This window comes from Saccharicrinis fermentans DSM 9555 = JCM 21142 (assembly GCF_000517085.1).
Taxonomy (GTDB): Bacteria; Bacteroidota; Bacteroidia; order Bacteroidales; family Marinilabiliaceae; genus Saccharicrinis; species Saccharicrinis fermentans.
The window spans coordinates 4,697,112-4,712,762 of the sequence record NZ_KI912107.1; the positions used below are offsets into that span (position 1 = coordinate 4,697,112).

The following is a 15,651-nucleotide window of genomic DNA, read 5'->3' on the forward strand; positions in this document are numbered from 1 at the left end:
TGGGTCTGCTCAATAGATCCGGATGTGATGAAATAGTAGGCTTTAGGTATCATTTGTGTAGGGCGAATATGGCATTAATCAAACAAATTAGTCCAATTGTTGTTGCTTGTTATTAGTTAATTGGTTATATTTTGAATCAATTTGTTAACAAGCCTTAAGTATGGATTTTCCTTTATTTCATCTTGATTTCATGGGTAACCGGATGCTGGTTGCTGTGATTGCCATTTTACATGTTCTGATAAATCATGCCATTGCGGTGGGTTTTATTCCTTTGGTTACCCTAATGGAGTACTTAGGGTACAAGACTGCAGACCCAGAGAAAAGTGCCCACTGGGACAAATTTTCTTATAAGCTATTGTTTGTGTCGTTTGTGATAACCACCACTGTGGGTGCCCTTACTGGCGTTGGAATTTGGTTTGCAGCAGCCTTGGTGAACCCGGCTTCCATTGCCAGCTTAATAAGGGTTTTTTATATGGCTTGGTTTACGGAGTGGCTTGTTTTCGTTACGGAGGTGGGAATGATTATGCTTTATTTTTTGAGCTGGAAAAGAGCGAAGAAAAGCAGAAAGTCCAAAAAACAACATATTATTTTCGGTGCCTTACTGTCTATGTTCTCGTGGTTTACGATGGCTATCATCGTGGCCATACTTGGTTTTATGATGGATCCGGGTAACTGGAATGCCGATAATACATTTTGGTCAGGAGTGCTCAATCCTATGTATATGCCACAACTGGTTTTTAGAACCGGTTTAGCCATGATGATGGGAGGTGTATTTGCTTTGTTTCTTTCGTCCTTTTTTCTCAACAAGAAGGATCCCATTAAGGTTCCTGCCACTAGGATAATGAGTCTTTGGACTTTGTACTGGACTCCCGTCGCCCTACTGGGGGCTTTTATTTATTATATAAAAATACCCACTTTTATGGTGGGTAACCTGCCTGTTGCTTTAGGAACACAGGCATATCAGGATTGGTATGGGTCGTTAAAATATATCATGATAGGTGGAGTGGGGTTGGCTGTGCTTGTTAGTTTGCTTTTGCTTTGGCGACCACATAAATTTCCTAGGTTCTGGCTTTGGGTGCCGTTGGTTGTTCTGTTTGGGTTTTTAGGTACATTTGAACGCTTGCGGGAATTCATTCGTAAACCTTATGTAATAGCCGATTATATGTATGCCAATGGACTGTTAAAACAAGATTATCCCTTGTATAAACGAGATGGTATTTTGCCGCACTCTTCTTTTGTAAGTACGCCTAAAGTTACTGAGCGAAACAAATTAGAGGCCGGACAAAATGTTTTTTTGATAGCTTGTACCAGATGTCATACTACACATGGAGTTAATTCCATTGTTTATAATTTCGAAAATATGTATGGTAGTGATAAACCCTTGAATACAGCTGCCATGAAGGCTTATATTGAGGGTATGCACAATGTGAAAACATATATGCCCCCATTTCCGGGTAATGAGGCAGAGCTGGATGCATTGGTGGCATATATCAAGTCTTTACAGTCGTATCCTCATAAGTTAGAGGGTGCACAAATAAATGGAACAGCCACCAACCCGTATAAGATAAATGATACGGATGAGTAGTCTATCTTTTTTAGTTAGAATAGTAATAACCAAGTAAAATAAACACACCTATGTTTGCTCAACTACAACTTGTGCCCAAAGATATTCCTTTACCACTGCCTCTTCCCGAAGAGGTTTTAATTGTTTTGTTGGTAGCCTCCTTTTTATTGCATATTCTATTTGTAAATTTAATGGTGGGAGGTTCTATCTTAACGCTTTGGTACGAAATAAGAGGATTGAAAGATAAAAAATATGATGCTTTGGCTTATCAAATCGCACAGACGATTACTGTCAATAAAAGTTTAGCTGTGGTGCTCGGTGTGGCTCCTTTGCTTTCTATCAATGTGTTGTACACTATTTATTTTTATTCAGCTAATGCATTAACGGGTAAATATTGGATCATGCTGGTTCCACTGGTGGCATTTGTATTTTTGCTATTATATGCTCATAAATATTCGTGGAAGACGCTGGAGCATAACAAACCCTTGCATATATCCATATTGGCTGTGGCTGTAGCTTGTTTTTTGTTTATCCCTTTTGTATTTCTGGCCAATATTAATTTAATGTTGTTCCCTGAAAAATGGGGTGAGGTTCATGGTTTTTTATCTACGCTGGCTTTGCCCAATGTATTGCCGCGCTATTTCCATTTCTTGGTGGCTTCGTTGGCTGTTACTGGTTTGTTCTTGTTTTATTTTATCAGTAGAAAAAGTTACGAATTCAAAGAAAACCTGGGTGCGTTTACTCGATATGATCTGCAAAAGAAATTTTATTCTCTGGCCTTTGGTACTACCACTTCACAGTTTTTATTTGGTTCACTGGTGTTTCTAACTTTGCCTTCGAAAGGAATAGATTGGAATTTGTTTTGGATTATATCGGGTGGTGTTGGTTTTGCCATTCCAGCGATGATTTTAATGTGGCAGGAAATTACTGGACCAAAGGAAAAGATTGGACGGCACTTTGTTAAGGTGGTTAGTTTGCTCACTATTACTATTGTTTTCATGGGGACAGGACGCCATACTTATAGGGCCAATGCTTTGGAGCCTCACCAAAAAATGATGGCTGAGCGTACTGCCAGACATGGAGAAATGGTGAGACAAGCCACCTTGGAGGCGCAATCGGGTATGGGAGTTCAGTCTGATCTACCTCCCGGAGAGGCTTTGTTTAAACAATATTGTACGGTATGCCATAGGATTACGGAACGACTCGTGGGACCTCCGGTAACTGAGATGATAGAGGTGTATGCCGACGATTTTAATGGTTTCAAGCAGTGGGTTCGTAAACCTGGTCGCAAAAGAATGGATTATCCTGCTATGACTGGTTTTCCACAGTTGACAGATGAGGAGTTAAAGGACTTGGGAAATTATATTTTTGAACAATAGGGGTTTGTCTAATTTACCACTGAATTATTTGCTAAAAATATTAGATATACATAAACTGTTCTGGTAAAAAGTAAATGTTGCTGTTTATATGATCAAATAATTAGCGAAACTTCAGCAGACAATGTAATATTTCAATTGTTCAGTTGTGTATTCATTGATTTGCTTTAGTCGTGTCAATTTCTTGGATCCTAATTGTTTTAAGACCATATGCAACTCGCTTGGATTCATCACCCCCTGGGTGTGTAACAATTTCATGATGACAATTGACGAGTAAATTAACTCAGGGAATACATCGTAATATTCTGTTTGTTTAATTGGCTATCTTGCTAACATTTTTGTAGATTGTGGGCCTTTAAAAAACATTTAACCTTATACGCATTACTCTATGCAAACTAAAAGTATTCTAGGCTTAACTGCGCTGATTACCTGCTTGTTTATGGCAGGATGTAATAATAAAGAAAAAAAAGTTCAAGAGCTTACCGAAATAAAATATAACAAAAGTGTGACTGCCTTTACGTCGGGAATGGTATCTAACCAAACAGATATTATGGTTCGCTTTTCAAAAAATGTTCCGGAAGCTGAGCCCGGGAGTCCGGCTTCATCGAGTCTGATGAAAATATCACCTGCTGTTGAAGGGGATTACTATTGGCTCGATAATCAATCCTTGGCCTTTAAACCAAGTGTGCCCTTGGAATCGGGCACAGTATATGGTGTAAAGGTAAAATTGCCCCAGGTTTTTAATGATGTCAAAGACGATTTTGAGTTTTCTTTTGAAACCATATCTCAAAATTTCAGGTTTGAACAGGGAGATATTTCGCCATACGATAGAACCAATCTTTCGGACAATAAATTAAACGGGACTCTCATTTTATCGGACTTTGCCCCATTGGAGAAGATCCATGAAATGGTAAAAGCAGAGCAAGATGGCAGCGCGCTTGAAATAGAATGGCTTCCATCTGAGAATGGAAATCGTTATCCTTTCTTGATTCATCATATTATTCGTGGAAAAAAGTCGAGTCAAATTAAAATTCGCATTCAGGGCAGCTCTATTCTGGTGGACAAAGAAGAGCTCCAAAAGGTGAAGGTTTCTTCCATTGATGATTTTCAACTGATTCATTGTAAGGCTGTTGTTCAGCCGCGTCAGGCCATCGAGATTTTATTTACAGATCCGTTGAATCCCTCGCAGGAATTGGATGGTTTGATTGAGTTGCGTCCTAAATCTTCTTTTTATACCCAAATAGAGAATAATATCATTAGGATCTTGCCAGGTCACTCATTGAAAGGAGATGTTAAGGTGACTATACATCCTGGTATTGAAAATGTATTGGGAACTAAATGTGAGGAAAAAGAATCTTATGAAATTACTTTTGCCAGTTCCAAACCTAGGGTTGAGTTTATTGGGAAAGGAACTATTTTGCCTGAATCTTCGGGTTTGACCTTGCCTTTTAGGGCTGTTAGCTTGAAAGAGGTGGAAGTAAGGGTGATTAAAATATTTGAAAATAATATTGCTTCCTTTCTGCAAATCAACCAATTGGATGGTAGTTATCAGCTTAAACGTGCTGGACGATTGGTGCTTAAAAAGACTATTCCATTGAATACGGACCGGACTTTGGATTTAAACCAGTGGAATACTTTCTCCATTGCTCTGGATCAGTTGGTGAACGTAGACAGGGGCGCTATATATAGGGTTGAACTTCGTTTTGCAAGACGAAATGCAATTTTTCCTTGTGCCAATGAAGATGCGAGTGTATATGATAACTACGATCATGACCCCGATGAAATTACAGAAGAGGAAATTGCTTATTACGACGCTCCCAATGCTGAATATAGCTATTATGATAATGAATATTACTATTCTGGCTGGCAAGATCGAGATGACCCTTGTAAAGAGGCTTATTATAATAAGAATCGATTTGTAAGTAGGAATATACTGGCTTCGAATATTGGTATTATTGCCAAAAAAGGAAGTGACAAGGAGATGGTGGTGGCTGTTACTGATTTACGCACCACTGAGCCATTGGCTGATGTGGAGGTGGAGATATACAATTATCAGAATCAGTTAATTGCTTCGGAGAAAAGTAATGATAGTGGACTGCTTAGAGTGGATGTGACACAAAGACCGTATCTCTTGGTGGCTAAACACAAGAATCAACGTGGGTACTTGAGGTTAGATGAAGGTTCCTCTCTTTCTTTGAGTAGGTTTGATGTGGCCGGACAAACCATTGATAAAAATCTAAAGGGATATATTTATGGCGAACGTGGAGTGTGGAGGCCCGGGGATACCCTATTCGTATCCTTTATTCTGGAAGATAGAGAGCATAGTTTGCCAGATAAGCACCCCGTTGTTTTTGAATTGAGAAATCCATATGGAAGGCTGGTGAAACGTATTGCCAGTAGTAACAACACTCATAACATGTACCTGTTTAAGCTTGCCACGGATCAAAGCTCACCCACAGGAAATTGGCAGGCGCGCTTCTTGGTAGGAGGTACTTCTTTTAATAAGACACTAAAGGTAGAGACAGTAAAGCCCAATCGATTAAAAATAAAGATGGATTTTGGAGAGGATATCATATCTGTGGCGCAACCATCTATTAGTGCAAATATGGAAGTGAAGTGGTTGCATGGGGCTGTTGCTAAGAATCTAAAAGCTTATGTGAGTGCGACATTGAGCTCCATTCCCACTAAATTTGATCAATTTAGAGATTTTACCTTTGACGACCCTGCTCGCTCATTTACCAGTGAAGAGCTTACGTTTTTTGAAGGAACGACTGATGCTGAAGGAAGGGTGCATGTACATGGTAGCTTGTCGGTCAGTGATCAGGCTCCCGGTATGTTGAAGGCCTCTTTTCGCAGTCGTGTTTTTGAGGAGAGTGGAGATTTTAGTGTTGATAGGTTTTCTATTCCTTATAGTCCTTATCAATCTTATGTGGGTGTTAAAACTCCCGTGGGAGATAAGCGGGGTATGTTATTAACTGATCAGGATCATACTATTGAAGTTGCTACGGTGGATAGTGAAGGAAATCCTATTTCACAAAAAGTGTTGAAGTATGTAGTTTATAAAGTTAGTTGGCGATGGTGGTGGGAAAGTGGAGCCGATAATCTGGCTCGTTATGTTTCTTCTTCATCGCAGGATGTTGTGCAAAAAGGAGAATTGCATACCAAGAATGGTAGAGGATCGTTTGATTTTCGGATCAAATATCCTGAGTGGGGAAGGTACCTGATCAGGGTGTTTGATCCAGTTAGTGGTCATGTATGTGGAAAGACGGTGTATGTCGATTGGCCAGGATATGCCACCAAGCCTATGGGTGATAACCCGGAAGCTGCTTCGATGCTTACCTTGTCTACCGAAGCCGATAAATATACCGTAGGTCAAAAGGCTCAGGTGAATTTTGCTTCTTCGGAGGGAGGGCGTGCTTTGGTAACGGTTGAGAATGGAACGCGTATTGTTCGTGAGTATTGGGTGCGTACGCAAAAAGAATTTACTTCTTTTAATTTTGAGGTGAGTAAGGATATGACGCCTAATATTTTTGTACATGTCACCTTGCTTCAGCCCCATGGACAAATGGACAATAGTTTACCTATCCGTATGTATGGGGTTACTCCTTTACTGGTGGAAGATGCAGAAACACATCTGAAACCTGTGATTGATATGCCGGAGGTGTTAGTGCCGCAGCAGAAGGTGAAAATAAAAGTGAGTGAGGAGAGTGGAAAACCCATGACCTATACCATTGCCATGGTGGAGGAAGGGCTCTTGGATCTTACTCGATTTAAAACCCCGAATCCATGGAATCACTTTTATGCCCGTGAAGCACTGGGGGTGCGTACCTGGGATATATATAGCCAGGTGATTGGCGCTTATGGGGGACAAATAGAAAAAGTGTTTAGTATTGGAGGTGATGGTGAAATGGAAAATCAACTTAAAGACCCCCATGCCAACCGTTTTAAACCTGTGGTTAAAGTAATGGGTCCCTTTGAACTGAAAAGTGGAAAGAGTCAAACTCATGAGATAACAATGCCTGAATATATTGGTTCGGTAAGAACCATGGTGGTGGCCTGTCATGATCGTATGTATGGTAATGCCGAGAAAACTACACCGGTTAAAAAACCACTTATGGTATTGGCAACCCTACCAAGAGTGCTGGGACCTGGTGAAACAGTTGAGTTACCGGTGACTGTATTTGCCATGCGAAACGATATTCAAAAAGTAAACTTATCGGTTGAAACCAATGAATTGTTCCGTGTACAGAAAGAAAGTAAACGAACTTTGGTTTTTGAGAAAGAAGGAGATCAGGTGGTGCCTTTTACCTTGACTATACCTGAAAGGCTAGGTGTAGGGAAGGTAAAAATTATAGCACAAGCGGGTAGCGAAAAGGCAGAACATGAAATAGAGATTCAGGTGCGTAATCCCAATCCTCCTAGGGTGGAAACGATTAGTAAAGTGTTGCAAGGCAAAGAAAAGGGGGCCATTCCTTACGAATTATTCGGTATGGAAGGAACCAATAAAGTTACAATGGAAGTGTCTGCTATTTCTCCGGTGGATTTTGGAAGGAGATTAAAATTCTTGCTTGAATATCCGCATGGTTGTGTGGAGCAAACCACAAGTTCTGTGTTTCCGCAATTGTTTCTGGAAAACGTGATGGAAGTAGACGATAACACTAAGCAAGTTATTGAAAAAAATGTAAAAGCAGCTATCAGTAGATTGGCTTCCTTTATAACGAGTGATGGAGGATTTTCTTATTGGCCTGGTGGCCGTGAAGCCAATGACTGGGGAACTACCTATGCTGGTCATTTCCTGCTCGAAGCCGAAAAGAAAGGGTACTCCTTGCCACTTAATTTTAAAAGTAAGTGGCTTAGTTATCAAAGGAAACAAGCTGGGGTGTGGTCCAATATGGCAGGTAGTAGTTATCGACAGCTGAATCAAGCTTATCGTTTATATACCTTAGCCTTGGCAGGTAAGCCTGATAACAGTGCCATGAACCGTATGCGTAATATTGTATCCTTAACATCGGAGTCTAAATTCCGGTTGGCAGCAGCTTATGCTTTGACTGGACAAAAGGATGTGGCAAAGCATATCATTGAAGGGCAAAGTATAAACAACGAGAACGATGGTTATAACTATTATTACTCATATGGATCGGAGCTGCGCGATCAAGCGATGATTTTTGAAACCCTGGTGTTACTTGATGATTTGGATGCTGCATCTCAATTGATGAAGGAAATTACTGATCAACTTAGTTCGCAACATTGGATGAGTACGCAAACAACCGCCTATGCATTGATTGCTTTAAGTCGCCTGAGTGAACATTCAAAGGACTCGAGAATTGCGTATTCGTATAGTCTTAATGGTGTTGGTAAAGAGAAGGTGTCGTCGGATAAACAGGTGAGTCAAGTTGAATTGCCTGTCTCTATTCCAGCTAAAGGCGAGGTGTTGTTTGAGAATCATACTGATGGAGTGGTCTTTGCGCGATTGTTTGTGGAGGGAACACCTGTTGGTGATGACGCAATAAATGAAAGTTCTAACTTGAAAATGAGCGTAGAATATACAACTTTGACCGGACAGCCTATTGATGTGTCGAAATTGGCACAGGGAACTGATTTTAAGGCTACGGTTACTTTTACGCATCCCGGACAGTTGGCGCGTTATACAGATATGGCTTTGACGCAGATTTTTCCCTCTGGTTGGGAGATTAGAAATACCCGTATGGAAGATGTGAATTCGGCATACGATGTGAATGTGCCCGATTATCGTGATATACGTGATGACAGAGTTTATACTTACTTTGATTTGGAGCGTGGAAGAAGCCAAAAATATGTGGTGTTGTTAAATGCTACTTACCAAGGAAGGTATTATCTGCCTTCGGTTTCTTGTGAGGCTATGTATAACAACCAAATTAGTGCAAGAAAAGCAGGTCGTTGGGTTGAAGTGGTGAAGCAATAGGTATGTAATATATGTGTTTGGATGGAGCCAATAAAGGAGCTTGCTCTAAAGGTTGCTTATTGCTCCGTTTATCAGAATAGTCATGAATGGCATCTATTTCTGTTATTGTAAATGTCATTAAGAGAATAACAAATTTGAAAATTATGGAAAGTATAAGCCTGGTTTATTATTCGCCCACAAGGACCACTCAGAAAATATGTAGAGAGGTGGCCAAGGGGTTGGATGTACCTATTATAGACGAAATAAATATTGCAGAGGATATTAATGGATCTAATATTCAAATAGAAAAAAATTGTCTGACGCTTATTGGACTACCTGTGTATGGGGGGCGCTTGCCAATTAACACGATAGAGTCTTTAAAAAAGTTGAAGTCTGATCATTCTCCGGCAATTATTGTGGTGGTGTACGGTAATCGTGATTATGATGATGCGCTTTTGGAACTTAAAGAAATTATTGAGGAATGTGGGTTTGTAATTGTAGCAGGTGCTGCGTTTATTGGTGAGCATTCTTACTCAACTCATGAAAGACCCATCGCAATGAACAGACCAGATAATCAGGATTTGGAAAAGTGTAAGGATTTTGCCGTTAAGGTAAATGAAAAGCTTATGAAGGGTCCGGATATCCTGTCCTTGCCTGAGCCCAGCATACCAGGCAATCATCCTTATAAAGAACGAAAGCAATTATCTGCCACGGTATATCCAAAAACCGATCAAGCACTTTGTACGCTTTGTGGTACTTGTGTGGATGTGTGTCCCGTAGGTGCAATAAGTATTGAGCAAAGCGTTGTGACAAATGGTGAATTATGTACGGTATGTTGTGCCTGTGTAAAGCAATGTTCGGAGCAGGCACGCAGACTCGAAGATACGACAATAGATACGATCAGAGAAAAGCTTTTTCTCAATTGTTCGTCGCGAAAGGAACCATCGTATTTTCTATAGTCAATGGCTTAATTATTTAGACTGTGTACATCAGGTAGCGATGTGGATAGTCGTGTCCTGATAAAAAAAATAAAAATGAAAAATACATTAATTCAAATCACAAAGAACGGCATGGGTGAGGGTGACGAAGCATTAAGTCTTTCGTTGATTGCAAACTATCTAAAGCTTGTGAATGAGGAAAGTAATTTTCCTTTATTTATGTCATTTTACAATGGAGGCGTGAAGCTTCTATGTGAAGGTTCACCCGTTATAGATACCCTGAAGTTGTTAGAGAAAAAAGGGGTGAAGATGTTGGCCTGTAAAACCTGTTTAAACTATTATCATCTTTTGGACAAGCGAATGGTTGGTGTAGAAGCTACCATGGTAGATATTGTTAGTCTACAAAAGGTTGCAGATAAGGTAATTAATTTGTAGGCGCTTATTTTTTAGTGTGGTGCTCAAGCTTTGCTATGGTCTGAGTTTGTCTGTATTAATAGAATGATTTTGTGTTGTGGAGGGGTTTCTCGGAATGTAATAGATTGGTGCGATTTACAGGGTATGCTCTTTATGGTGCGTTTATGATAAATGTGTCTTTGTTTGGTGTATGGTTTGAAGCAATAAATACTTGTTTATCAGGTATTCATAATTTTTTGTCAACGTTTTTATTTCTTATATCAAATAAAATGATAGTGCAGAATATATAATGGCTCTTTATTCGTAATTTCCAGCATGATAGAGAAAATTCGATCTTATATTAAAGAAGGACAGTACAATCCGGAAGATGGGCTGGACTATTGGAGAGAGAGAGTTTTTAAGAGTATATTGTTGGTAATTGTTATTTTCGGATTTTTTCCGTACGGCTTGGGTATGTATATGTCTTTTAGTCAGGAGCTTTATTCTGTGGCTGTTTTAGATACCTTTGTATACGGCGCACTGGTGTATACCATCTTTGCAAAGCGTATCTCCTTAGTGAGGCGTGTATATTTTATTGTTGGATTAATATTTTTTGTGGGAATTTCATTGACAATTCTCACAGGAAAGGATGGGGCGGGATTTAATTTTGTGATAGGTTCCATCGTGATGTCTTCTTTGCTGCTTGGAGTAAAGGGTGCTGTGAATAGTTTAATTGCCACATTGGGTACTATTTTGTTGATTGCTTGGGGATTGTTTGTCGATCTTTTTGAAGGTTTAAGGATTACGCAATATGAGGCCGTGGAGTGGATTGCCGTATCGGTGAATGTACTGGCGGTGGGAGCAATGACATCTATTCCCTTGGCTATCTTATTAAAGGGGTTGGAAAGTACCATTGATGCGCAAAGCAGTCTGCAGCAGCAGCTGGAAGATAAGATACAACAACTAAAAAAAGCCAAGAATAAAGCAGAAGAGGCCGATGTGTTAAAAACCAATTTCCTGGCCAATATGAGTCACGAAGTACGTACGCCTTTAAATTCGATCATGGGATTTTCTGAATTGGTGCTAAATAAAATGTACAGTAGTGAGTTGGAAAGAGATCAGTATATGCGTACTATTAATCAAAGTGGTAGTTATTTGCTTAATATTATTGAAAACATCCTTGATTTCTCCATGATAGAGTCCAATCAGTTAAAGTATTCATTACGGCCTTGTAACTTGAATATTTTACTCCAAGAACTAATGGATATTTATAAGCATCGAAAATTAATAACTCCGGACGTGATTATTTCGTCTACACATGAAAACAAAAGTGTAGATACGATTGTTTTAACAGATGCACATCGCTTAAAGCAGGTGTTTATAAATTTAATAAATAATGCCCTTAAGTTTACAGAGAAAGGAGAAGTTGTGATTGGTTTCAGTGATGATGAACAAGGTATGGTTAGGTGCTTTGTGAAGGATACCGGGGTGGGAATTACTCCGGAGGTTCAGTCTGCTATTTTTGATCGTTTTGTAAAGATTGAAGGCTTAAATCAGGTGAAAGACGGTACTGGTTTGGGATTGTCCATATCTAAAGGTATCATAGAGGTGTTAGGAGGTAAGATGTGGCTTGAGTCGGAAGTGAACAGAGGATCTATATTTTATTTTACGATACCCGGCAAATAATTCATTTACAGATGAAAACCAATGGTTAAAAACACTTAAATACTTGTATTTATGTTTTTAATTTAACCATCAAATCATCTATTAACCAAAATAAACGCTACCTTTGCACCCTCATTTTTTACTATTTTATGCAGGATATAAGAAATATTGCGATTATAGCACACGTTGACCATGGTAAAACTACCCTGGTAGACAAGATGATAATGGCTGGAAAGCTATTTAAAGATCATCAGGAAGTTGGTGAGTTAATCATGGACAATAATGATTTGGAGAGAGAACGGGGTATTACCATTCTTTCGAAAAATGTTTCGGTAATGTATAAGGATACAAAGATTAACATTATCGATACCCCTGGTCACTCCGATTTTGGAGGAGAGGTAGAGCGTGTACTAAACATGGCAGACGGAGTTTTGCTATTGGTAGATGCTTTTGAAGGGCCTATGCCTCAAACACGTTTTGTATTGCAGAAAGCCATCGCATTGGGTTTGAAACCTATTGTGGTGATTAATAAGGTGGACAAAACCAATTGTCGTCCCGAAGAAGTGAATGAAGCTGTGTTTGACCTGATGTTTAACCTGGACGCTTCAGAGGATCAATTGAATTTTGTGACCATATATGGTTCAGCCAAAAATGGATGGATGAGTACCGATTGGAAAAAGCAAACGGATAATATTTCTGCCATTTTTGATGCTGTTATCGAAAATATTCCTGCGCCAGAATATAACAAAGGGACGCCTCAGATGTTGATAACATCTCTGGATCACTCTCCTTATACTGGACGTATTGCTATTGGTCGGGTGCATCGTGGGGAGCTGAAGACAAATCAGCAGGTTTCATTGGTGAGTAGAGATGGTTCTGTCACTAAAACTAAAATTAAGGAAATTAATGTCTTTGACGGTCTGGGTCGTGCCAAAGTTGATGAGGTAAGGTGTGGAGAGTTGTGTGCTTTGATCGGACTGGATAGTTTTGATATCGGCGATACGGTTGCTGATATAGAAAATCCGGAGCCTTTGGATCCTATTTCAATTGATGAGCCAACCATGAGTATGTTGTTTACCATTAATAATTCTCCTTTCTTTGGTCAGGATGGTAAATTTGTAACCTCCAGACATATAAAAGACAGATTGGATGCGGAACTGGAGAAAAATTTGGCCTTGAGAGTGGAAGATACCAATTCGGCTGATGCATGGAATGTTTATGGACGTGGGGTGCTTCACTTGTCGGTATTGATTGAAACTATGCGTCGCGAAGGTTATGAGCTTCAGGTAGGTCAACCTCGTGTTATTATTAAAGAGATTGGTGCAATAAAGCATGAACCGGTGGAGGAATTGACAATTGATTTGCCAGATGAATATTCGGGTAAAGCCATTGAGATGGTTAGTCAACGCAAAGGTGATATGCTTAGTATGGAGCGTAAAGGCGATCGAGTGGTCATCGAATTTCATATTCCGTCACGAGGTATTATTGGTTTGCGTAATGCCATGTTAACGGCCACTGCCGGAGAGGCCATTATGGCACACCGTTTTGTTGAATTTCAGCCTTACAAAGGCGAAATTAATAAACGTCTAAATGGATCTTTGATCTCGATGGAAGATGGAGCGGCTATTCCATATGCGTTAGACAAGTTGCAGGATAGGGGAAAATTCTTTGTGTCTCCTCAGGAGAAGATATATAAGGGACAGGTGATCGGAGAAAATAACCGCGATGGTGATTTGACGATTAATATCACTAAAACAAAGAAATTAACCAATATGCGTACCCAGAGTACCGATGATAAGGTGAGATTAGCTCCCCCTATTATATTTTCACTGGAGGAAGCTTTAGAGTATATTCAAGGAGATGAGTATGTGGAGGTAACGCCTCAGGCAATTCGTATCCGTAAGATATTTCTTGAGGAACACGAACGTAAACGTTTAGCAAAGCAATAAATAATAATACCAGAATTTATTTATTGATTTGCTGTTTTTCGAGTTAGCAACGAACCGCATCTGTTTCAGGTGCGGTTTTTTTGTGGTTTTATTTAGATGAATAGTTATGATGAATGCTTTTAAGATTATTGGCATATATATTATGCTATATATGGCCAATGCTTTGTGGAAAGTTTTTTACAATATTTACCTGGCCGAAATAGGTTTAACTGGTGCAGAGATCGGTACTTTAAATTCAATTATACAGGCACTCATTTTTATAGCAGTTGTGATATGGGGCAGGTATGCTGATAGAAAAGGTATCCGTCCGACCTTACGAATTGGTTTGCTGGTCACTGGAGTGCTGATGTTGATACTGTCGTTTGTAGCTGACTTTTGGTGCTTGGTGGTGTTTTTACCTGTATTTGCTTTTTTTTATCACCCGCTGGGCGCTCTAACAGATGCCATGGCTATGCAGTATGCAACTGTTGAAAAAAAATATTCCTATGGAAGTTTTAGATTATGGGGCTCGCTTGGGTGGGCGGTGGCTGCAACTGTAGGTGGGTATTTGTTTACTTCGCTTTCATTAAAGCTTACTTTTTATATAGCAGCTATTACTTATATGCTTATTGTTCCTCTTTTGTCAACGCGAAAAAAAGTGCGTACCTATAAGGCGAACTTTAAGTTGGTGGGGTTACGGGATGTGATTAGTAATAAACCCTTGTTTTATTTTATGGGTATCCTGATTTTTTATGGCATGGTTTGTTCTCCTATGTTTTATTATTTGAATCTTTATTTTTCAGAGTTACATGCTTCAAATACTATTATTGGATTGGCTTACGCCATCATGGCTCTAAGCGAAATACCGCTGTTTTTATTGGGTAATAAACTCTTAAAAAAAATAGGGGTACGGCCTATATTGTTGATGGCCATGGGTTCTATTGTTATCAGATATGCGGTTCTGGGCTATTACCCTCATGTTGGTGTGGCATTAGCTGTTGGTTTGTTGCAAGGTGTTTCATTTGCTTTTTTTTTAGTGGCCGCGGTTAGTATCATTGAAAAGTTAATGCCCCAAGGACAACATGCTACTGCACAGTCTCTCATTTGGGGATCTTATATAGGTATTGGACAAACATTGGGAAATCTGCTCATTGGTTTTGTGCTTGATTCGGCCGGAATGGTGGAGGTAATGCAGTTTTCTGTATATGGGGGACTGGCTTGTGTGATAGTTTCTATTATCTACTTAAATCGCTTTAGATTTGAAAGGGCTTAGCGTGATCTATTCGTAATTACATCGGATTTGAACAATTGGTTCCTTTTGCGCTTACTTGTCACCATTTCTGAGGTCAGGCACAAAAGTTGGGTCTGTAAAAAAAAGTATTTCAACATTTCTCAACAAGCGATATTTTTTATTTCAATACCCAATTACCAACAAATGGTGTGCAGGGGTGGCCGAAAAAAATAACTCCTTGGCCAGCGCTGGTGAGAAGTTATAAGCCGGAAAATGCATTAGAAAATCTGTTGCGCCTTAAAATGGCTTCAAAAGAACTCACTTCGTTTCTTTTTCTCAACTCACTATAGCTGGGTACTATGCCTCGTCTCAGCAAAGCCTTCTTTTATTGTTATTTCAACGTTCATAACCATTTCTTCATGAAGGCGGGAATCCCATTTACTAAAATTATTTACCCTACACATGTTATAGGAACGGGTATTCAATAATTTTCGCTTAGTCTGTTTTATTGTGTATTTTTTTTGGTGATGATATGGATAATAGTAAATTAGATGTTTAAGGTGAGAAAAAATGCAATGAATAGCAATTACAATTGGCAGGTTTAAAGACTTCTCTAATAATATTGAAGCTAGTTAC

General features: G+C 39.4%; 8 protein-coding genes. All 8 read left to right on the plus strand.

Going from position 1 to position 15,651, the window contains the following annotated elements; all coding sequences use genetic code 11:
• Positions 1 to 160: 160 nt before the first annotated feature.
• The 8 genes from CYTFE_RS0119235 (at position 161) to CYTFE_RS0119270 (ending at position 15,057) form a co-directional block, all read left to right on the plus strand.
• The gene (locus CYTFE_RS0119235; RefSeq protein WP_027473146.1) at positions 161 to 1,585 is read left to right on the plus strand and encodes a c-type cytochrome; all 1,425 of its coding nucleotides are present in this window, start codon (positions 161 to 163) and stop codon (positions 1,583 to 1,585) included.
• A gap of 50 nt (positions 1,586 to 1,635) precedes the next feature.
• Positions 1,636 to 2,943, plus strand: a complete 1,308-nt coding sequence (locus CYTFE_RS0119240; protein WP_027473147.1) for a c-type cytochrome — start codon at positions 1,636 to 1,638, stop codon at positions 2,941 to 2,943.
• Positions 2,944 to 3,328: 385 nt separating this feature from the next.
• A complete protein-coding gene (locus CYTFE_RS0119245; RefSeq protein ID WP_027473148.1) occupies positions 3,329 to 8,881 on the plus strand; it encodes an Ig-like domain-containing alpha-2-macroglobulin family protein in 5,553 nt (1,850 codons plus the stop codon).
• A 143-nt stretch (positions 8,882 to 9,024) separates the two neighbouring features.
• The gene (locus CYTFE_RS0119250) at positions 9,025 to 9,819 is read left to right on the plus strand and encodes an EFR1 family ferrodoxin (protein WP_044213761.1); all 795 of its coding nucleotides are present in this window, start codon (positions 9,025 to 9,027) and stop codon (positions 9,817 to 9,819) included.
• Positions 9,820 to 9,894: 75 nt separating this feature from the next.
• Entirely contained in the window at positions 9,895 to 10,233 is a 339-nt protein-coding gene (locus CYTFE_RS27325) for a DsrE family protein (RefSeq protein WP_044213763.1), read from the plus strand.
• A gap of 294 nt (positions 10,234 to 10,527) precedes the next feature.
• Entirely contained in the window at positions 10,528 to 11,877 is a 1,350-nt protein-coding gene (locus CYTFE_RS29025) for a sensor histidine kinase (protein WP_052343311.1), read from the plus strand.
• Between the two features lie 128 nt (positions 11,878 to 12,005).
• On the plus strand, positions 12,006 to 13,805 hold the full coding sequence (gene typA, locus CYTFE_RS0119265) for a translational GTPase TypA (RefSeq protein WP_027473150.1): 1,800 nt from the start codon (positions 12,006 to 12,008) through the stop codon (positions 13,803 to 13,805).
• Positions 13,806 to 13,911: 106 nt separating this feature from the next.
• Positions 13,912 to 15,057 carry an MFS transporter gene (locus tag CYTFE_RS0119270; protein ID WP_081736043.1) on the plus strand — a complete coding sequence of 382 codons (1,146 nt, stop codon included), beginning with the start codon at positions 13,912 to 13,914 and terminating at the stop codon, positions 15,055 to 15,057.
• The last annotated feature ends 594 nt before the right edge of the window (positions 15,058 to 15,651 follow it).